Here is a 20,650-nt window from a genome sequence, read left to right on the forward strand (position 1 = left end):
CCTTCGTCGGTCTCATGACCAAGGTGCTGTGCTTATTGATGACCTCGACAAGCTCGGTCATGAGCCCTCCTCCGTCAGTCTCATGACCTGCTCGTCGGACAGCCCCGCCACCTCGGCCACCAGCGCCTCCTCGACGGCCTGCGCCAGCGCCGCCACGGTACGGCGGTCGAACAGCGTACGGATCGGCAGATCCACCCCCGCCAGGGCGCGTAACCGGGCGGCCACCCGGATGGCGAGCAGCGAGTGGCCGCCGAGAGCGAAGAAGTCGTCGAACGCGCCGATCTTGTCCGCGCCCAGCACCTCCGCCCAGACGTCGGCCACCAGCTCCTCGGCGTCGGTCCTGGGCGGCGTGTCGTCGCTTCCGACGGGGGCGTCCGGCTCGGGGAGCGCGGCCCGGTCGAGCTTGCCGTTGCGGGTGAGGGGCAGCGCGTCGAGCAGCACCCAGTGCGCGGGCACCAGGTACGGCGGCAGCGCCCGCGCGACGTGCTCGGCCAGGCTCCCGGCGCCGGTCTCCCCACGCGGCACCACGTACGCCACCAGGTCGCCCTCTCGCGCGAGCACGGCCGCCTGCCGGACGTCGGGATGGGTGAGCAGGCAGTGCTCGACCTCGCCCGGCTCGACGCGGAACCCGCGCACCTTGACCTGGGCGTCCAGGCGCCCGAGGAACTCCAACCGGCCGTCGCGCCGCAGCCGCACCCGGTCGCCCGTCCGGAAGTAGCGGCCCTCCGGCAGGGTCACGAACGGCGTATCGGGGGCGTTGAGGTAGCCGCGGGTCACGCCGGGGCCGCCGACGTACAGCTCGCCGGGCGCGCCCGGCGGGGTGGGCGCCCCGTGGCGGTCGAGGACCTGGACGGGGGTCGCTTCCACGGGGCGGCCGATCGGCGGATGGGGGTCCCCGCCCTCCAGCTCCGCGTACGTGGCGATGATCGTCGCCTCCGTGGGGCCGTACGTGTTGACCAGCCGCACCCGGTCGCCGAAGCGTTCGCGCCAGCGGGCCACGGCCTGCGCGCGCACCTGCTCGCCGCCGAGGATCACCAGGCGGAGCCCGTCCGGCCAGGGGATCTCGTCGATCAGGTCCACCAGGTGGTGGAAGTAGGCGGTGGGCAGGTCGAGCACGGTGACGTCGGGCCGCCGGGCGAGCAGGTCGGGCAGGGTGGCGCCGCCTCCGGGCAGCAGCTCGACCGTGGCGCCCGCGGCCAGCGCGGGGAAGATCTCCTCGGCGTGGGTGTCGAAGCTCAGCGAGGCGAGCTGGACGACGCGGTCGCCGGGGCGCAGCCCGTACGCGGAGCGCATCCACCGGACCCGCTCGGCCAGCCCGGCGTGCTCGACGGCGACACCCTTGGGGGTGCCGGTGGAGCCCGAGGTGTAGATCACGTACGCCAGGCCCGGCCGGCGTTCCACGGAGCCCGGCCCCGGCTCGATCCCCGCCGTGACGACGAGGGACGTCCCCGCGGCCATGGTGCGCAGGCGCTCCGGCGGATACTCGGGGTCCAGGGGCACGTAGGCGGCGCCAACCTGCCAGATCGCCAGCATGGCCACCACCGCCTCGACCGAGCGGCCCGTCCGGAGCCCGATCAGGTCCCCGTCGCCCGCGCCCCGCCCGGCCAGCTCACCGGCCAGCCGCGCCACCCGCCGCTCCAGCTCGGCGTACGTCACGGCCTCGGCGCCGCAGCTCACGGCCACCTCACCGGGGTGCGCCGACACCGACTCGGCGATAAGCCCTCCGACGGTCCCCACGCTGCCCATAAGAGGGCCCGCCGGAGGGCGGTCCAGCGACGCGAGCAGGGCCTCGTCGGACGGCGCCAGCACGGGCAGGCGCGACAGGGGCACCCGCCGGTTGCCCGGGTCGGCCACCCCCCGCAGCACCACCGCGAACCGCTCCGCCAGCTCCGCCACCGTCTCCGCGTCGAACAACCCCGCGTCGTACCCGAACGCCACCCGCAGCCGCCCGGGCGACCGCCACGCCTCCACGGTCAGGTCGAACTTGGCCTGCCGGTACCCGTCGTCGAAGTACGACATCCGCACCGGGCCGAGGCGGTCGCGTTCGCCGTCGGCGGTCTGGCTGTTCAGGGTGAACAGGGTCTGGAACATCGGCTTCCTGGCGAGGTCCCGTTCCACGTCCAGCTCGGCCAGCAGCTGCTCGAACGGCACGTCGTGATGGGCCATCGCGTCCAGGACGGTCCTGCGCGTCCTGGCCAGCAGCTCCTCCAGCGCCGGGTCGCCCGACAGGTCGCCGCGCAGGACGAGCGTGGTGCTGAGGTAGCCGATGAGGGGCTCCAGCTCCACCCGGTCCCGGCCCGCCGTCGGCGACCCGACCAGCACGTCGTCCTGCCCCGTGTGCCGCGACAGCAGGATCTGGTACGCCGCCAGCAGCACCATGAAGAGCGTCACCCGATGCCGGCGAGCCGTCGACTCCAGCTGGGCGAGCAGCTCGCCCGGCACCTCCAGCAGGTGGAAGTCGCCGCGCGTCGCCCCGGGGCGGTGCGGCCGGTCGGTGCGCAGGTCCAGGGTGGGCGGGTCGGCAAGCTGCGCGCGCCAGTAGTCGAGGGCCGCGCCGCGGTCCTGCTCCCGCCGCCACCCGGCGACGTCCCCGTGCTGCACGGCCAGCGGTGCGAGCTCGGCGGAGGCGTACAGGGCGGCCAGGTCGTCCAGGAAGACGGTGATCGACCAGCCGTCGGCCACGATGTGGTGCAGGACGACGCAGAGCACGTGATCGTCCGGGCTGATCCGGACGAGCGTGACGCGCAGCGGCGGCGCGGCGCCCAGGTCGAGCGGGGCGTTCGTGCGGGCGGCGACGAGCGCGCGGGCCTCGGCCTCGTCGCGGGCTGCCAGCCGCTCGATCCTGGCGGGCGCGGGCCGCTCGACCACGGCCACCGGCCGCCCGTCCACCTCGGGGAAGCGGGTCCGCAACGACTCGTGCCTGGCGATCAGCCCGGTCAGCGCCCGCTCCAGCGCCGCCTCGTCGAGCGGGCCCTGGAGCCTGCGCACGATGTACATGTTGTACGAGGCGTCGGAGGGATCCAGGCGGTGCAGGAACCACAGGCGTTCCTGGGCGGGGGAGAGCGGCGGCAGCGTACCGGCCGGGCGCGGCACGAGGGGGCTGCCCGGCTCGCCCGCGAGCTCGTCCAGCGTCGCGGCGAACCCGGCGACCGTGGGATGCGTGAACAGCTCCCGCAGCGGCGCCGCCGTCCCCGCCGCCGCCAGCCGGGCGATGACCCGGGTGGCCAGCAGCGAGTGGCCGCCGAGCGCGAAGAAGTCGTCGTCCGCGCCGAGGTCGCCGGTGCCCAGCACCTCGGCGAAGATCCGCGCCACCTGCCGCTCCCTGGCGGTGACCGGCGCGCCGCCTCGGCCCGCCGCCGGCCGCGCGGGCTCGGGCAGCGCCCGCCGGTCCACCTTCCCGTTGGGGGTCAGCGGCAGGGCCTCCACGGGCACGACGACCGAGGGCAGCATGTACGGGGGCAGCCACTCGGCCGCCCGCTCCAGCAGATCGTCCGGGACCGCGGGCACCACGTAGGCCACCAGGTCGCCGCCCCGCACCACCACGGCGGCCCGGCGCACCCCCGGGTGCCGCTCCAGGGTGGCCTCGATCTCGCCCGGCTCGACCCGGTGCCCCCGCAGCTTGACCTGGCCGTCCCCGCGTCCCAGGAACTCCAGCGTGCCGTCGGCCAGCCACCGCACCCGGTCACCGGTCCGGTACCACCCGTCCGGGAACGCCTCCGGCGGCTCGCCCGGCGAGCGCAGGTAGCCGAGGGCCACCCCGGCACCGCCGATGACCAGCTCCCCGGGGACGCCGATGGGCGCGGGCGAGCCGGAGCGGTCGAGCACCCGTACCTTGGTGTTTGCCAGTGGCCGCCCGATGCTCACGCGGTCGGGGGAGGGCGGCACCTCCCAGGCGGTGGACCAGATCGTGGTCTCGGTCGGCCCGTACATGTTGAGCAGCCGCCCCACCCGCCTGCGCAGCCGCCTGGCCAGCGCGAGCGGCAGCGCCTCGCCCCCGGCCAGCGCCACCAGCCCCGACGGGTCCAGCCCGGCGGACAGCAGCATGCTCCACCCGGACGGCGTGGCCTGCACGTGGGTGACCCCGGACGCGCCGATCAGCCGGGCCAGCTCCACCCCGTCGCGCACGGCGTCGTCGCCGGCCAGCACCAGCCGCCCTCCCGTCACCAGCGGCAGGTACAGCTCCAGCCCGGCGATGTCGAACGACAGCGCCGTGCTGCCCAGCCACACGTCCTCCGGACGGGAGCCGAGCAGCCGCTCCATCCCGGCCAGCAGGTTGACCAGCGCGGAGTGCGGCACCGCCACCCCCTTGGGCGTGCCGGTGGAGCCCGAGGTGTGCAGCACGTACGCGGGGGCACCGGCCGCCGCCTGTGATGTGGCGAAGGACGCCTCGGGGGCGGGCTCGATCCGGTCGACGTGCCCGGGCAGGGGCGCCGACGGGCCGGCCAGCGCGACCCGCACGCCCGCCTGGGCGAGCATCGCCGCGACGCGCCCGGCGGGCAGCGCCGGGTCCACCGGCAGGTACGCGGCCCCCGCCATCATGACGCCCAGCAGCGTCCCCGGCAGCTCGGCCGAGCGCGGCAGGCACACCGCCACCACGGACCCCGGCCCCGCCCCGCGCGCACGCAGCCCCGCCGCGACCAGCCGGGCCCGGGCGGCCACCTCGGCATAGGTGCGCGCCTCCCCGGAGCACTCCACCGCCACGACGTCCGGCCGCAGCTCCGCCTGCCGCAGGAACAGGTCCACGACCGTGCCGGACGGGACATCGGCCGCGGTGTCGTTCCAGGAGTCCAGCAGCCCGCGTTCCTCGGGCGGCAGCATCTCCAGCTCGGACACCCGCGCGCCGGGACTGCGGACGACCGAGCCCAGCAGCGCGAGGAACCGCGCCGCCAGCCGCTCCACCGTGCCCCGCGAGAACAGCTCGGCGCTGTAGACGAACGCGCCGCGCAACCCGCCGCCGTCCGGCCACAGGTCCACGCGCAGGTCCACCATCGCGGGCGGCGTCCCGTGCGGGAACGGTTCGCTCGTCAGCCCGGCGAACGTGGCGGCCTCGCCGTACCCCACCGCCGCGTTGTGCAGCCCGAACATGGTCTGGAAGAGCGGCGTGCGGCTGAGGTCGCGTTCGATGTCGAGTGCCGACAGCACCCGCTCGACGGGCGTCTCGCCGTGCGCCATCGCCTCCAGCACGGTCCGGCGGGTCCGCCGCAGCAGCTCCGTGAACGCCGGATCACCCGACAGGTCCCCCCGCAGCACCAGCGTCGAGGCGAACAGCCCGACCATCGGCTCCAGCTCGGGCCGGTTCCGCCCGGCCGTGGGCGTGCCGACCACGATGTCGTCCTGCCCGGTGTGGCGGGCCAGCAGCGCCTGGTACGCGGCCAGCAGCACCATGAACAGCGTGCACCGCTCCGCCCGGGCCAGCCGCGCCAGCGCCGCCACCAGCGCGGGGTCGAGGTCGAACCAGGCTTCCCCGCCCGCGCTGCCCCGCCGGGCCGGGCGCGGCCGGTCCGCCGGCAGGTCCAGCGGCGCGGCCCCGTCGAGCCTGGCCGTCCAGTGGTCCACGTCCGCGTCGGCCTCGCGCTGCGCGTCGGCGTACTCGGCGTAGGTCGTGGCCAGCTCCGGCAGCCCGGCCGGGGTGCCGTCCAGGCGGGCCGCGTAGCACCTGGCCAGGTCGTCCATGAGCACGTTCAGCGACCAGCCGTCGCCGATGATGTGGTGCAGGACGACGCACAGCACGTGGTCGCCGGGGGAGAGCCGGACCAGTGTGACGCGCAGGGGCGGCGCGGAGCCCAGCTCGAAGGGGGTGTTCGCGCGCTCTTCGAGCAGCCGCGCGGCCTGCTCGGGCGTGTCGAGGTCGATGCGCTCGACCGGTACGGGGCCCGGCGGCTCCACGATCGCGACCGGTTGCCCGTCGTGATCGGGGAAGCGGGTGCGCAGCGACTCGTGCCGTGCCACCACGTCGCCGAACGCGCCGGTCAGGGCGTCGGCGTCGAGCGGGCCGGAGATCCGCCGCACGACGGCCACCCGGTAGGCCGGGTCGGCCGGGTCGAGCCGGTGCAGGAACCAGAGCCGTTCCTGGCCGAGGGAGATCATGCGCGCAGCTCGCTGACCGCCGCCGCCACCCCGGCGACCGTCGGATCGTCGAGGAACACGTCGAACGGCACCTCGACGCCGAGCCGTTTCCTGATCCGGGCGCCGATCTGGGTGATGGTCAGCGAGTGGCCGCCGAGGTCGTACAGGTCCTCGTCGGGGGCGAGCTCCTCGATCCGCAGGACCTCCATCCAGATCTGGCGTACCTGCTCGACCAGCTCGCCGTCCACCGACCCTGCCGCGGCGCCCGGTACGGGGCCCTCGACCGGCCCGGGAGCCGGCACCGGCGTGGCGGCGGGCAGGGGCAGGTCGGCGAGCCGGAGGTGGGGGTCGGCGGCGAGCACGGCCCGCAGGTGCTCCCCGGCCCGCTCGACGTGCTCGCGCCCGATGACGTCAGGGCTGTGGTGCAGGGTGAGCCGGAGCCCGTCGTCGCCGTCCACGGCCTGCAGGTGCAGGACGTTCCTGACCATGTGGTTGGACATCTTCCACTCGGCCACCACGCCCAGCCCCGGGAAGACCACGTCGGCCGCGCGCCGCCGGAAGCTGATCGACACCGGCGCCAGCGCGGGGCGCGGCCGGATGCCGCCCGCCGCCCTGGCCGCGGGGATGTCGCGGAAGCGGTTCAGCTCGCGCAGCCGCGCCCGCAGGTCGTGGGCCAGCTCCGCGAGCGTGGTGTCCGGCGTGGGCGCGGAGTAGAGGGGTAACTCGGTGGCGAACAGGCCGATGTGCTCCCTGGTCTCCGGCCGCCGGGTCGACATGGCGACCGCGACCGCCGGCTCGGCGTTGCCGTACCGGAAGAGCAGGGCGTGCACGGCCGCCAGGAACAGCTCGAACCGCGTGACCCCGACCCCCTCCCATCCGGACATCTCGCCCGTCAGGTCGAGCAGGACCGTCTCGCCGTGGCCGGCCGTCCGCGCGGTCCCGGCCATCCCGTCGATGACCACCGTCGGCCGGTCTCGCCAGTGCTCGTGCCAGTACGCCGCGGCCTCGGGCGGGATCGTGGCGGCGGCCCCGTACGGCATGGGCAGCGGCGGCAGGGGCCCGCCCGAGTACGCCGCCGCCAGGTCGCGCACCAGCAGGTCCTTCGACATGCCGTCGAACACCAGGTGGTGCCCCACGAACAGCAGCAGATGCCGCGACGGCCCCACCTCCGCCAGCGTGAACCGCGCCAGCGGCCCCCGCCCCAGGTCGAACGGCCGCGCGATCTCCTCGCGCAGCAGGTCGTCCGCCTCCGCCGCCCCGGCGAACGCGACCGGCGGCCGGTCGGCGGCGGGCACCAGGTGCAGCTCGCCGTCGCGGTCCTCGAACGCGCACCCCAGCACCGGGTGGCGGGCGAGCACCGATTCGCACGCCTTCAGCATCGCCCCCCGGTCCAGCGGGCCGTCGAACCACAGGGCGAACGGCATGTGGTACGCCGTGCCGCCGCCGTGCATCATCTCGGTGATCCACATGCCGTGCTGGGCCTGCGATGCCAGGACCATCGTCACTCCTCTGCCATACGGCGCAGTTCCCGCTTGATGACCTTGCCCGCGGCGTTCCTGGGCAGGGCGTCCAGGATGAGCAGCACCGTGGGCAGTTCGTGCCCGGCCAGCCGGGCGCTCAGGAAGGCCCGCACGTCGCTGAGCGCCAGCGGTCCGGTGGCCACCACCGCGGCGGCCACCGCCGTGCCCATCACCGGGTGCGGCACCCCGAACACCGACGCGTCCGCCACGGCCGGGTGCTCGTGCAGCGCCGACTCGACCTGGATCGTCGAGACCTTGAACGCGCCCGACTTGATCACGTCGCTCTCCCGGTCGACGAGATACAGGTAGCCCTCGTCGTCGAGACGGCCGAGGTCGCCCATGCGCACCCAGCCGTCCTGGAACGCGCTGTCCTCGCCGGTGCTTTTCCGGTCGGGGCCGTAGTAGGCGCGGGGATGGGCGGCGGCGCGCAGCCACACCTCGCCCGTCTCGCCGGGCGCCACGGGGGTGCCGTCGGCGTTCGCGATCCTGAGCTTGGAGCCGCCCGCCGCGCGGCCGAGCGAGCCGGGCCGGTCCGCGTCGTAGATCATGATGGTCTGCGCCGGGGCGGCCTCGGTGGAGGTGTAGTAGTTCGCGACGGTCGCGTTGGGGAACGCGGCGGTCAGGCCGGCGGCGACCGACGGAGGCAGCGCGGCGGCGGCCGAGCCGAGCAGCAGCACGCTGGACAGGTCGTGGCGGTCCTGCACGCGGGCGTTGAGGAGCTCGGCGGCCATCGCGGGGACGACGAAGACGGTGCCGGCCGCGTACTCCTCGATCAGGGCGGCGAAGCGGGCCGGGGTGAAGAGCGGGAGCGTCACCACCGCAGGGGCGGCGGTGAGGGAGTGGAGCAGCATCACCTGGCCGGCGTTCGTGCCGATGGGGAAGGCGTGTACCAGATGCCGGGAATGGGCGAACGGGCGGCGCTTGGGGTGGACGGGCGGGGAGGTCAGGTTCGCGTGGGTGGCGGCGACACCCTTGGGCCTGCCCGTCGTGCCGGAGGTGTAGAGGATCTGGGCGAGCGAGAGCGGATCCGGGGCCTCCGGCTCCTCGAGGACAGCCGGTCCCGACAGGAGCTCTGCTAACGGGATTTGGGCCGGCCCCAGGGGGAGCGCCGGGTCCCCGCCGCCGTGGACGACCGTCGTCGCCCCGCAGTCCTCGATCATGTACGCCAGCTCCGGCGGGGCGAGCCGGTCCGAGAGCGGCACCGCCACGCCGCCGGCCTTCAGCACGGCCATCCAGCTCACCGCGTAGTCCAGCCACTCGCGGGCGCCGAAGACCAGCGCGACCCGATCGCCCTTGAGCGGTCCTGGGAGCGCGCGGGCGGCGGCGGTGGAGCGCGCGTCCCACTCCGCCAGGGTCAGGCTGCCCTGGCCGGCGACGATCAGCGCGGTGTGGTCGGGATCGGTGGCGGCTCGGGACGTCAGGAGATCGGGCACTGGAAGGGCCGACGGAACCACCCCCAGAATTTTTTTCGTCGTGCCGCTTGACGCTAGAAAAAATGCACACATGCGTCAAGCCCTTACCTATAGGCGCTTGCCGACGTCTGGCACCGCGTGACACACTCGCCCCGGATTCCCCGACGAGGGAGGGTTCACCAGGTGCTGATGGATGGGGAGCTTCGCGAACGGCTCGCCGACATGATCGCCAAGGCCGCCGACGGGGCGGTCGATCCGGCCGAGGTGCTGTCCGGGCAGACCCGGCTGAGCGATCTCGGCGTCACTTCACTGGCCTACTTACGACTGATCGACGCGGTGGAGGCCGAGTTCGGGGTGGAGCTCGACCCCACGGCCATCGACAGCCTGGACGCGCTGGTGGACTACGTCCGGCTCCATGGCTGACCCCGGTGAGGTGCCGGCCAGGGACGGGCCGCTGACCTGGGGGCAACAGGACATCTGGCGGGCGGTCGTCGCCGCCGCGCCGCAGGAGCGCTACCTCAACATCGCCCGGGTCTTCGCCGCGCCCAAGCGTCCGGTGAGCGTGGAGCGCGCGGTGCTGGCCCTCGAACGGCTGGTCGCCCGGCACGAGTCGCTCCGCACCCGCCTCACGGGGCCGCGCGACGCACCGCTCCAGCGGGTCTGGCCCTCTGCGTGTCCCCCGTACGAGGTGGTCGAGACGGGCCCGACCGAGCCAGGGCCGGTCGGGTCGGTTCGGGCCGAGGAAGTGAGCTCGGTTCTGGCCGAGGAGGTGGGTGAGCGGCTGGCGGCCGAGCTGTTCGCGTATTGGGAGGAGTGGCCGCTGCGGGTGGCGTTCGTGGTGGCCGGGGGATATGTCCGGCACATCGTCCTGGTCCTCTGCCATCTCGCCGCCGACGGCCACGCGGCCGAACTCGTGGTCAAGGACTTCCGCCTGCTCCTGCTCCGGGACTCCCTGCCACCCCTGCGCAGCGCCACACCCGGGGAGCTCGCCGCCTGGCAGCACTCGCCCGAGGGGAAGCGCGTGTCGGGGGAGGCGATCGGGTTCTGGCTGGAGGAGTACGCCCGGATGGACCCCGTGCCGCCGTCCTCGCACGTACCGGGGGAGCCGCGTTTCGTGGAGGCCACGATGCGCTCGCCCGCGCTGGCCGCCGCCGCGCAGGAGGTCGCCGCCCGCAACCGGGTCAGCTCCTCGACGGTGCTGCTCGCGGGCGCGATGCGGGTGGCCGGAGGGCTGACCGGGCAGCGGTTCTGCGGGATGCGGGTGATCGTGAACAACCGCTTCGCGGCCGGGCGGCGCGACGTGGTGTCCACGGTCTCGCAGGAGGCGCTGGTGGTGCTGGACCTGCGTACGGAGTCCTTCGACGCGCTGGTGCGCCAGGCGTGGGGGACGGCGCTGCGGGCGTACCGGCAGGCGCAGTACGACCCGTACGCGATGGAGGAGGCGGTCACCCGGGTGGGGCCGGGGATCCGGTCGTTCGGCTGCTTCAACGACCAGCGGCTCGTCCAGGAGGACGGCCAGGTGGCCGCCCTGGAGGGCAAGACCGAGGTGGCCAGGACGGACGCGATGGACCGCAACATCTGCGACTTCCGCCTGCACGTCGGCGGCGAGCCGGGCCGCATGGAGGTCTCCTGCTACGCCGACACCGCCCTGCTGCCCCCGCCGGGCATCGAACAGTACCTGCTGGACCTGGAAGGCCTGATCGTGGAGGCGGCCCGTACATGAGCCTGTACGCGGAGGCGACGTCGTGCGCGCAGGGGGAGGAGCTCCGCTTCCGGCTCCTCGACGCGGGCGGCGGCCCGATCGTGGTGGAGGACGTGCCGTCGGGCCGGGTCGTCATGGAGGACGCCTCCTCCGGCGGCCCCTCCTGGACCCTGAAGGTAGGCGACGACTGGCCCAGCTCCCTCTACCGAGCCATTTACCGCGACACCAGCGCATATTTCGTCGTACGTAGCTCCGTGCCCGCTTCGCCCATCCTTGTGTCGATCCCGTTCCCCACCTGGGAGGCGTACAACCGGCCCGGCGTCCCCGGCGAGGGCCTCTACCAGTCGGAGCAGCCCGACCGCGCCGTCAAGGTCACCTTCGACCGGCCGGGCGCGGGGCCGCAGATCGAGGAGTGGGAGCTCGGCCTGCTCCGCTGGCTCGGCCCGGCGGGCTACACCGTCGACTACTGCTCGGGCCTGGACCTGCACAGCGGCCTCGACCTCCTCTCCCGCTACCGGCTCCTGGTCATCAACGGCCATGACGAGTACTGGTCGTGGGAGATGCGGGACGCGGTGGAGGCATTTGCCCGCCGTGGCGGAAATATCGCCATATTCTCCGGCAATACCTGCTGGTGGCAGGTCCGCTTCGAGGACGACCTCCGTACCATGGTCTGCTACCGCGACGCCACCGCCGACCCCATGGCCGCCACCGACCCCGGCAGGGTCACGGTCGAGTGGCCGAGCGACCCCGTCAACCGGCCCGAGAACACCCTCACCGGCCTCACCTTCAGGAACGGCGCCGGCTGCTGGGTGGACTCGCGCGTCATGTCCGAGGAGTCCTACACCGCCAGATTCGCCGGCCACTGGGTCTTCGAGGGAACGGGGCTCGCGGACGGTGACACGTTCGGGAGAGGCGCGATCGGCTACGAGACGGACGCGGCCGACGTGGAATGGGTGGCCGGCGTCCCCCGGGCGACCGGTCGTGACGGCACGCCCCCGTCCTTCGTCGTCCTCGCCACGGCCGACCTGTCCCACTGGCGCCGCTACGGCAAGGGCGGGGCCGCCACGATGGGCCTCCACCGCCTCGGGGCGGGCACCGTCTTCAACGCCGGCACCATCAACTGGGGCAACACCCTCGACGACCCGGCCCTGGCCACCATCACCCGCAACATCCTCAACCGCCTCTCCCACCCACCCACCACCCCCACCTGGGACCCCATCGGCCCCACCCCGCCGGTGGCCATCGCGGCCGCTTCGCCACCCTCGGCTCCTGCTCGACCTGCGGCCCTCGCCGACGCGCCGCCGGAGCGGGCGTCGGCCCTCGCGTCGCGGGCGGCCGGGGCCCTGTCGCCTCTCGCGGCGGTCAAAGCCGCGCCGTCGGCCTCCGACGTCGGCGCGTCGCCGTCCGATGAGGTCGCCCTGTCGAGGGCCGTCGAGCCGGGCGGTGCCGCAGTCGTGCCACCGTCCAGCGCGGCGGTCGAGCCGGGCGGTGCCGCAGTCGTGCGGGCGCTCGTTTGCTGTGAGAACCGCCTCTACGCCGCGTGCCCGGACGGAACGCTCGCCGTCCGGGACGTATGCGGCCAGAACCTCCCGTGGCAGACGATCGACGAGACCGACGCGATCGCGCTCGCCGCACCCCGGGAGGCGCACGGCGGCCCGCCCGCCGGGCTGTACGGGGTCGCCCCGGACGGCACCATCCGTTACCGCGACCCCGTGCCGGTCCCGATGCCGTGGCGGGACGTCAGCCGGGCGCCAGAGGGCACCATCGCCCTGGCCGTCGTGGACGAAGGGCTGTTCGCCGTCACCTCCGGGGACGAGCTGTGGCACCTGCCCATCAGACGGCTCGGCGTCCACGACTGGAGGAGCGTCGGCCCGGCCGCCGGTGCGGTGAGCCTGACCGCGATGAACGGCCGGCTGTTCGCCGTCTCGGCCGACCGGATCCTCGTGAGGACGGCCGAGCAGCATGAGGCCGGTTGGAGCGACCTGGGCCCCGCCGAAGGGCACATCGCCCTGGCCGCCGCCGCAGGACGACTCATCGGCGCCGCACCCGACGGCGCCCTCCGCTGGCGGTCACTGTCGTAGAGCGGGCGCCGACCACCGTCGCCAAGCCTGTCAACGAGCGGCCGCTCCGCGGAACGGGCACCCTGGTCACCAGTGCGAACTACCGGCACCCGGTCGTGCCGGCCAACGTGGCCGCCACCCTCGGCATCGTCTCCGGGGCCGGCTGGCGCGAGGAGGAGTCCGCCAAGCTCAGTCGTACAGCCAGGAGGCCAGGAGACGGCTGAGTCTTGGCATGACGATCCAGGTCATGAGTGCGGTGAGGACGGGCAGGAGCAGCGCGAACCGCAGCGGTGGTGTGAGCGGGGACAGGAGCGGTTCGGCGATGGTGGTGATGGTGAGCAGCAGGATGTAGAGGGCCGTGAGGGTGATGAGCCAGGTCTTCCAGCGGGCGGGCGGGCGTACGACCTGGCCGTCGGTGGGTGCGAACCAGCCGTCGAGACCGGTCAGGTCGCGTTCGAGGGGCGGCGAGTCGACCAGGTCGGCCGACTCGGCGATCAGGGCGGCGCGGTCGGGTGAGGATCTCCAGGCGGCCAGTTGCCCGGCATCGGCGAAGCGGTAGACGATCGCGTACTCGCCGCTTCCCTCGGACGGGGGGATGACCGTCATGCCCTGACTGCCGTGCGCGGCGGCCAAGGAGCGGACGCGTTCGAGGAAGGCCTCGAACTCCTGCTCTCTGCCTGCCCGCACACGTCGGGTGACCAGGACGATCATGGCAGCAGGTCGGTGACCAGGGTGACGGCCTCGTGCAGCTCGCGCCGATCCTGGAGCCGGCTGAAGTGGACGCCATCGGGGGTGACCAGGGCCTTGGCGCCCAGGTGTTCGGCGAACAGCCGCACATGCTCGAGGGGGTCGGGCGTGAGCACCGGGTCGTCGATGGCGACCAGCACCCGGAACTGCCCGGCGGCGCGCCGGATGCGGTCCCAGTCGAAGCCATCCTGGAAGAACGGGGCGAGCTGGTCGTAGCCGACCTCGTGGGCCATGGAGGCGACCAGCACGACGCCGGCGTAGGGGCCCTCGCGGCCGACGTCGTGCTGCTGTAGCAGGCGGAGCAGGTTGACGCCGCCCAAGCTGTGCCCGACCAGGACGGTGTCGCGAGGGTCGTTCACCTCGGCGGTCACGGCCTTGAGCCAGGGTTCGGGCTGTGGCGCCTCAGGGTCGGGCATCTGCGGGACCCGCACGTCGTGGGGGCTCAGTTCGGCGGCCAGGTGGTCGTACCACGCCTGGCCGGGGGAACTGGCGTATTCGTGCGAGATGACGACACGGCTCATGGGATTCCAATCGAATCGCTACGTTTCGTTTCGATTGAAACGTAGGCTACGGTGATCTCCATGTCAACCGAGCGCAGGGGCGGGCGCACCCGCAGCCCCGAGGCCCACCAGGCGGTACTGGCCGCCGCCGCCGAGCTGCTGGAGGAGCACGGCTACCAGGCCCTGACCATCGAGAAGATCGCCGCGCGTTCCGGGGTCGCCAAAAGCACCATCTACCGGTGGTGGCGCTCCCGGCCCGAGCTGGTGATGGAGGCCTATACCCAGACCGTCGACCGGCGGATGCCCGAGCCCGACGCCGGATCGGTGCAGAGCGATCTCACCGTTTTCGTCACCGAGCTCTATCGGGTGGTGAAGCATCCACTGCGCGTCCGCACGCTGCGCGGGCTGATGGCCGAAGCCCAACTCGACGAGGACTTCCGCGAACCGTTCCGCGCCTGGGTGAACAGCCGCCGCGCGATCGTGGCCCACCTCCTGGAACGAGGCATCGAACGCGGCGAACTCGACCCCGGCCTGGACATCGGCCACGCGACGGACCTGATCTTCGGACCGTTCTGGTACCGGCTGCTCGTGGAACACGAACCACTCGATCCCACCGACGCGGCGGCCCACGTGACCCGACTGATCAGGGGACTCGGACGGACACAAGGGTCAGAGGTTGAATGACAAGGTCAGCTTGCTCCAGCGCGGGTGCCGGGGACCAGCGGCCGTCCGCCTCGTTACGGCACCGAGTTCATCTTCGGTGATCGAGGGCGCCATGGTCCGCTTGGCGGCGGGCCACTTGCCCGGCGGAGCGATCCCCGCCTAAGGGCGGTCGCTTTCGTAGGCCAGCCACTGCGCGAACGTGTGCAGCCCGTAGTCCGGCGTCACACCCTCTCGCCACCCCAGCTCGACCTCCGCCCGCTCGACGTTCACCAGCGGCCCGGGCGGCTCGTCGGACGTCTCGACGTCCATCGGTCGCACCGCCTTGGACACCGCCTCGGCCAGCTCACCCATGCGCAGCCGCTTCCGGCCGGCGATGTTGTACACGCGCCCCGCAACCCCCCGTTCCAGCGCGGCCAGCACCGCCCCGGCGACGTCCTGTACGTGCACCAGCTGCACCGGACGCCCGGAGACAGGCGCGGGACGGTTGAGCGACGACCGCAGCACCAGGTCCGCCACCGGCCCGCCCTGCGGCATGCCGGGCCCGTACGGCGCGCCCAGCCGCAGCACCACCGCTCCCGGCGCGGCCGCCTCCACCTCCAGCAGGGCCCGCGACAACGGCGTGGCGGCGGGCGACACGGGTGTCTCCTCGTCCACCCACTTCCGCTGCGGGTAGACGTGGACCGAGCTGAGCAGCACCCCGCCCCGCCCGCCCGCGAAGGCCGCCCGCGCGAGCCGCAGCTCCTCCTCCGGGTCGGCGTCGGGGGACCAGCCGAGGGCGCACACGTGCACCACGGGCACGCCGGAGTCACCGGCGGCGAGACGGAGGCCCCGGTCGGCGAGCGCGTGCGCCAGGTGCTCCCGGACGAACGTCTCGGCACCGCTCACGGCCACCGTCGCAGACGGTCCCAGGGCCGCGATCAAGGGCACAGGGGGCGGCGAGGGTACGGCGTGCGGCGGGCGGCCCGCCGGGCCCGTTCCCAGGCTCGCCTCCGGGGCCGGCCGCGCCGCGTCGTGCAGGCCCGCCTCCAGGCCCGCCCGCGCCACCTCGTGCAGCTCCGCCGACAGCCGCCCCAGCTCCCGCCCCGAGAACTCGTGGCACAACCCGCCCGGCCCCATCGTGGCCAGCGCCTCGTCCACGACCCGAGCGTCCCCCAGCCCGCGTCCCCGATGCACGACCCCCATCGTGTACGCCGTCAGCCACAGCGCCCCATGCGCCCCCGCGCCCGCCCGCGCCACCAGCGCGCCCGCGTCGATCCCCAGGCCGGCCAGATAGTCCTCGCACCGCAGGTCCCGCCACCGCCCCGACCCCGGCACCCGTACGGCGCACTGCGCGACGCCCCGCTTGAAGAACGGGATCACCGGCAGATCGTCCAGCACGGCGTCCTCGCCCAGCCCCGCCGGCGGGTCGTCGGTGAAGAAGCACGGCGAGCGGCGCACCCCCTGGAAGTCGTTGTCCACCAGGCTCGCCAGGTCCTCGTGCTCGGCCAGACTGGGCACCGCCACGAACACCGGCACCCTGGCCTGCCGCAGGTACCGCCCCATGAGCACATCGTCGGGCCATGTGTCGCCCCGGCCCGCGGCCCACTCCACGTACCCCTCGGCGACCTCCTTGGGCAGCAGCAGGGCGGCCACCGGCGTGTACTCGCCCGCCCCCGCCACCCACCGCGCCCCGGCCAGCGCCCCCTGGCGTACGGCGGCGCCGTTGCGCGAGTTCCAGAACGCGAACAGGGCGAGCGCGGCGTGCGGCATGGCGCGGGCGGCGCGCTCGGCCCGTTGGAAGAACGTGCTGGAGAGCACCATGTCGTCGTGCAGGAGGAAGTGGTGGGTGGAGTCGCCGGGGATGCTCGACCACGCCAGCAGCGAGGTGCGGAACGCCGAGGGCCGGCCGCCCGGATCGGGGTCGGTGACGACGTCGAGCACGCCCCCGGCCAGTCGCGCGGCCGCCTCCCTGCGCTGGGGATGCGCCATCACGGCCCCGCTCAGCCGCACGCCCCGGTTCACGTCCCCAGGCATGCGCCTACCGTGAGCTCGCCCGACTCGACGAGGTCCAGGGCGTCGCGCCGGTCCCCGTCCTCCCACCGCACGTCACGTACCACCAGCAGCCCCGACCCGCAGGCCACCAGCACGCCGCCGGTCCCGGTCGACCACACGGGAGCGAGCACGGTCCCGGCCGGATCCGCCCCGCCGTGCTCGATGAGGTCTGCCCCAATGAGATCTGCGCTGTGGACGTACAGCCGCCGCCCGGAGACGGACGTGAACGCCCCCGGATAGGGCGGGGCCAGCGCGCGTACCCAGTCGTAGAGGTCGGAGGCGGGCCGGGACCAGTCGATCAGCCCGTCCTCGGGCCGCCGCTTCTCCCACCACGACCCGCCGGGCCCCTGCGGGCGCGCCACCACGCGGCCCTCCAGCAGCAGCGGGATGTAGGTCGCCAACAGGTCCACGTTGATCTCGGTGACCTTGCGGTAGACGGCGCCGACGTCGTCGCGCCGGCTCACCGTGAACTCCCGCTGCGCGATCAGGTCCCCGGTGTCGGCCCCCTCGTCCAGGAAGAACAGGCTGACCGCGCTCGTCTCCAGCCGCTTGATGATCGTCCACGGCAGCGCGGCCCGCCCCCGTCCTTCGGGCAGCCGCGTGGGATGCAGCCCGATGGACCCCAGGGGGCACGCCGACAGCAGGGGCTCGCGCACCAGCTGCGACCATCCCGCGATCACGAACAGGTCCATGTCCTTGACCAGCTCGTACGCCTGCCCGTCGTTGATGTCGGACGTCTCCAGCAGCGGTATGCCGTGCTTCTCGGACGCCTCCCGCAGCGGCGCGAACCCGGAGCGGTGCTGCAGCGCGGGTGGGTAGCCGATCAGCAGCGACGGCGGGGTGCCCTGCGCCACCAGCACGTCCACCGCCGGCGCGGCGAACTCCATCCCGGTGGCGAACGCGAACGTCTTCACAGGACCTCCCTCAGCACCCCGAACGCCTCCGCGCGGGTGACGCCGATCTCCGCTCCGCGTAACGTGGCCAGCGCCGTCACCGAATCCTCGCTCCTGATGTGCGGTGAGGGCCGGTGCTGGCTCTCGTACGCCCGCAACGCCTCAAGCTTCGCGCCCATATAAGCGGATATATCGCAGTAAGCCGTCGAGCGGGGCATCGGCTCGGACGCCCACTGGATCTTCGACATCTCGTACATGAAGACGTTCGGCACCAGCCACTTGCCGAACTGCTGCGCGATCGGCCGGGCGGCGGCGAACCCGGCGTCGAAGACCGCGCAGTGGTCCTGGTCGTAGTCGGCGAAGCTGGGCAGGAGCAGCAGGTCGGGCCGCCGTTCGTTCAGGGCGTGCTCGAACAGGTCCACCAGCTCCCGGCGCGGCAGCGTGTCGAGCCGCTCGGTCAGCCCGCGGTCCCCGTAGGCGATCTCGAAGGTGAAGCCGAGCAGGCTCCGCACGGCCTCGATCTCGTCCAGCCGCTGCCGGTAGGTCGTGGCGCCGGCCAGCCCGTAGTGGCTCATGCCGTCCACCGCCAGGTACAGGACGTGCACCTCGGCACCGAGCTCGGCCTGCGCGGCCATCAGGCCGGCACAGCCCAGGACCTCGTCGTCGGCGTGGGGGGAGATCACCAGGACGCGGTCAAAGCGGCGCATTCACTGCCCTTCGGTCCTCGCGGGCGCGGTAGTAGTCGGCGGTGGCCATGATGAGCTCGTCGAGGGTGACGCGGGGCCGCCAGCCCAGGTCGGTGGCCGTCCTGAGCGCCGGGATCTTGTGGAAGGACTCCGCCTCGGCGTAGTGCGGCCCGTGCACGGTCCGGCCGTCCACGCCGACGATGGGGGAGGGGCTGCCGAGCAGGGCCTTGACGCGTTCGGCGAGCTCCATGACGGTGACGGCGTTGGCCGGGTTGCCGACGTTGATGATGACGTCGTCGCCGTCCAGCGCCGCGTCCATGAAGCCGGTGAGGAACGCCGTCAGGTCACTGGCCGCGATGAACGCCCTGACCTGCTCCCCGCCCGCGAACACCGTGATCGGCCGCCCGGCCAGGGCCTGCTGCACGAACGTGGGCATCACGAACCCGCCCGCCCGCGACTGCCGCGCGCCCGCCACGTTGAAGGGCCGGATGACGATGCCGCGTAACCCGTACTGCCGGCTGTTGCAGACCATGGCCTCGGCCAGCGTCTTGGCGACGGCGTACTCGATGCGCGTGTTGTACTGGGTCGGCACGACGATGTCGTCCTTCTCGTCGAGCACGCCGCTGCGCCCGTACACCTCGGCCGAGCTGAACATGCACAGCGGCACCCCGGCGGCGGCGCACGCCTCGATGACCGGCGCGGTGCTGCCGATGATGTCGTGCCCGAGCCGCCCCGACCGCGACAGGATGCTGGCCGGGCCCACGTAGGAGGCCGCGTGGATGACGCGGTCCACGCCCGCGAAGTCGCCGCCGGAGGCCAGGTGTTCCTCCACGCGCTGCCTGATGACCGTGCAGCGCGGGTCGGTGTCGTAGTCCTCGCCGTCCACGACCGCTCCGGCGTTGGAGTCGATGATCCGTACGCGGTGGCCCGCCGCGAGGTAGGCGTCCACCAGATGTGAGCCGATGAATCCGAGACCGCCGGTGATGACTACTTCGCCACCTGGTACTCGCACGGACCCGCCTTTCCCGCTCGAGGAAAACGGTCATACTGGGACCTAGGCGGGATTAAAACAGTTTTCGTCTGTCTTGTCACCCATGGCCACAACTTTTCACCGCAGCGCGTGAACCCCTCCTGACGCGGGTAGCTCCCTATCCTGACCGGGTAGGGAGACCTGGGGAGACACCGCCGATGTCCAGTGAGCTCGACCTCATGCCCGCCGGCTTCGTGCGGGCCATCGAGGAGATGGCGCTGGTGGACCACCACGTGCACGGCGTCACGCCCCACGACCTGTCGCGCCGGGCGTTCGAGGAGCTGATCACCGAGTCCGACCGGCCGGTGCCGTCGTGGATGACCCCGTTCGACTCCCAGGTCGGCCACGCCATCCTGCGGCACTGCGCGCCGGTGCTCGGCCTCGACCCGTACTGCACGCCGGAGGAATACCTGGCCAGGCGCGCCCGGCTCGGCGCCGACGAGACCAACCGGCTGCTGCTGGGCGCGAGCGGCATCGGGCACTTCCTGGTCGAGACCGGCCACCGGGGTGAGGAGCTGCTCGGGCCCTCCGGCATGGCGGAGGTCACCGGCGTGCCGGCCGACGAGGTGGTGCGGCTAGAGGCCGTGGCCGAGCAGGTGGCCGCCGGCGGGTGCGGGGCGGGCGCGTTCGCCGACCGGTTCGCCGAGGCGCTGTGGGAGCGCACGCGTACGGCGCGCGGGCTCAAGAGCATCGCCGCCTACCGCTGCGGGCTCGACTTCGACCCCGCGCCGCCCACGCGCGAGGAGATCACGGAGGCCGCCGGGCGCTGGTTGTCCGCCGGGGGCGGGCGGCTGTCCGATCCCGTGCTGCTGCGCCATCTCATCTGGACGGGGCTGGAGCGGGGTCTGCCGCTGCAGTTCCACATCGGGTTCGGGGACCCGGACGTGGACCTGCGCCGGTCGGACCCGCTGCTGCTGCGCGGGCTCATCGAGCTGGCCGAGCCGACCGGGGTGCCGCTGCTGTTGCTGCACTGCTACCCGTACCAGCGGCACGCGGGGCTGCTGGCGCACGCGTACCCGAACGTGTTCTTCGACGTGGGGCTGGGCGTGAGCTACACCGGCGCGCGCAGCGTGGCGCTGGTGGCAGAGAGCCTGGAGGTTGCGCCGTTCGCGAAGCTGCTCTTCTCCTCCGACGGCTTCGGCCCGGCCGAGCTGCACTATCTCGGGGCGCTGCTGTGGCGGCGGGCGATGGCGCGGGTGGTCGGCGGGTTCGTGGCCGAGGGGGAGTGGTCGGTGGAGCAGGCGATGCGGGTGGCCTGGATGGTGGGCGCGGAGAACGCCCACCGCGTCTATGACCTCGGAGGGTGAAGGCGAACGATGTTCCGCCCATGTGTGGACAGA

At 73.3% G+C, this 20,650-nt stretch carries 14 protein-coding genes; 5 read left to right on the forward strand and 9 right to left on the reverse strand.

What is annotated here, in order from left to right:
- Positions 1-57: 57 nt before the first annotated feature.
- From ACIHFD_RS12540 to ACIHFD_RS12550, 3 genes are read right to left on the reverse strand one after another with little or no spacing between them, the layout of a single operon-like run.
- Positions 58-6,087, reverse strand: a complete 6,030-nt coding sequence (locus ACIHFD_RS12540) for an amino acid adenylation domain-containing protein (protein ID WP_397366902.1) — start codon at positions 6,085-6,087, stop codon at positions 58-60.
- Entirely contained in the window at positions 6,084-7,565 is a 1,482-nt protein-coding gene (locus ACIHFD_RS12545; RefSeq protein WP_397366903.1) for a condensation domain-containing protein, read from the reverse strand. Before ACIHFD_RS12545 ends, ACIHFD_RS12540 begins: the two co-directional genes overlap by 4 nt.
- A 2-nt stretch (positions 7,566-7,567) precedes the next feature.
- Positions 7,568-9,019, reverse strand: a complete 1,452-nt coding sequence (locus tag ACIHFD_RS12550; protein WP_397366905.1) for a class I adenylate-forming enzyme family protein — start codon at positions 9,017-9,019, stop codon at positions 7,568-7,570.
- A 168-nt stretch (positions 9,020-9,187) separates the two neighbouring features.
- Here ACIHFD_RS12550 and ACIHFD_RS12555 point away from each other — a divergent pair, with 168 nt between their 5' ends.
- The 3 genes from ACIHFD_RS12555 to ACIHFD_RS12565 are packed head-to-tail and all read left to right on the forward strand — an operon-like array spanning position 9,188 to position 12,781.
- A complete protein-coding gene (locus ACIHFD_RS12555) occupies positions 9,188-9,421 on the forward strand; it encodes an acyl carrier protein (protein WP_355196023.1) in 234 nt (77 codons plus the stop codon).
- Positions 9,414-10,721 (forward strand): hypothetical protein, encoded by a 1,308-nt coding sequence (locus ACIHFD_RS12560; protein ID WP_397366906.1) that lies wholly within the window; start codon positions 9,414-9,416, stop codon positions 10,719-10,721. The genes ACIHFD_RS12555 and ACIHFD_RS12560 overlap by 8 nt, the downstream gene beginning before the upstream one ends.
- Positions 10,718-12,781, forward strand: coding sequence for a N,N-dimethylformamidase beta subunit family domain-containing protein (locus ACIHFD_RS12565; protein WP_397366907.1), 2,064 nt, complete (start codon positions 10,718-10,720; stop codon positions 12,779-12,781). The genes ACIHFD_RS12560 and ACIHFD_RS12565 overlap by 4 nt, the downstream gene beginning before the upstream one ends.
- A 168-nt stretch (positions 12,782-12,949) precedes the next feature.
- On the opposite strand, the gene ACIHFD_RS12570 is transcribed toward ACIHFD_RS12565, so the two are convergent.
- Together ACIHFD_RS12570 and ACIHFD_RS12575 are read right to left on the reverse strand one after the other, a co-directional pair.
- A complete protein-coding gene (locus tag ACIHFD_RS12570) occupies positions 12,950-13,471 on the reverse strand; it encodes an antibiotic biosynthesis monooxygenase (RefSeq protein ID WP_397366908.1) in 522 nt (173 codons plus the stop codon).
- The gene (locus ACIHFD_RS12575) at positions 13,468-14,028 is read right to left on the reverse strand and encodes an alpha/beta fold hydrolase (RefSeq protein WP_350727913.1); all 561 of its coding nucleotides are present in this window, start codon (positions 14,026-14,028) and stop codon (positions 13,468-13,470) included. The genes ACIHFD_RS12570 and ACIHFD_RS12575 overlap by 4 nt, the downstream gene beginning before the upstream one ends.
- A 60-nt stretch (positions 14,029-14,088) precedes the next feature.
- Between ACIHFD_RS12575 and ACIHFD_RS12580 the strand changes: the two genes are divergently transcribed.
- On the forward strand, positions 14,089-14,691 hold the full coding sequence (locus ACIHFD_RS12580; protein ID WP_397366909.1) for a TetR/AcrR family transcriptional regulator: 603 nt from the start codon (positions 14,089-14,091) through the stop codon (positions 14,689-14,691).
- Positions 14,692-14,829: 138 nt separating this feature from the next.
- Here ACIHFD_RS12580 and ACIHFD_RS12585 read toward each other — a convergent pair whose 3' ends face one another.
- The 4 genes from ACIHFD_RS12585 to ACIHFD_RS12600 are packed head-to-tail and all read right to left on the reverse strand — an operon-like array spanning position 14,830 to position 19,292.
- On the reverse strand, positions 14,830-16,683 hold the full coding sequence (locus ACIHFD_RS12585; RefSeq protein ID WP_397366910.1) for an NAD-dependent epimerase/dehydratase family protein: 1,854 nt from the start codon (positions 16,681-16,683) through the stop codon (positions 14,830-14,832).
- On the reverse strand, positions 16,668-17,615 hold the full coding sequence (locus ACIHFD_RS12590; protein WP_397366911.1) for a methionyl-tRNA formyltransferase: 948 nt from the start codon (positions 17,613-17,615) through the stop codon (positions 16,668-16,670). Before ACIHFD_RS12590 ends, ACIHFD_RS12585 begins: the two co-directional genes overlap by 16 nt.
- Positions 17,612-18,301, reverse strand: a complete 690-nt coding sequence (locus tag ACIHFD_RS12595) for a PIG-L deacetylase family protein (RefSeq protein ID WP_397366912.1) — start codon at positions 18,299-18,301, stop codon at positions 17,612-17,614. The genes ACIHFD_RS12590 and ACIHFD_RS12595 overlap by 4 nt, the downstream gene beginning before the upstream one ends.
- A complete protein-coding gene (locus ACIHFD_RS12600; RefSeq protein WP_397366913.1) occupies positions 18,288-19,292 on the reverse strand; it encodes an NAD-dependent epimerase/dehydratase family protein in 1,005 nt (334 codons plus the stop codon). Before ACIHFD_RS12600 ends, ACIHFD_RS12595 begins: the two co-directional genes overlap by 14 nt.
- A gap of 176 nt (positions 19,293-19,468) precedes the next feature.
- Here ACIHFD_RS12600 and ACIHFD_RS12605 point away from each other — a divergent pair, with 176 nt between their 5' ends.
- A complete protein-coding gene (locus tag ACIHFD_RS12605; protein WP_397366914.1) occupies positions 19,469-20,617 on the forward strand; it encodes an amidohydrolase family protein in 1,149 nt (382 codons plus the stop codon).
- Positions 20,618-20,650: the final 33 nt, after the last annotated feature.

It is taken from the genome of Nonomuraea sp. NPDC051941, from assembly GCF_044593615.1.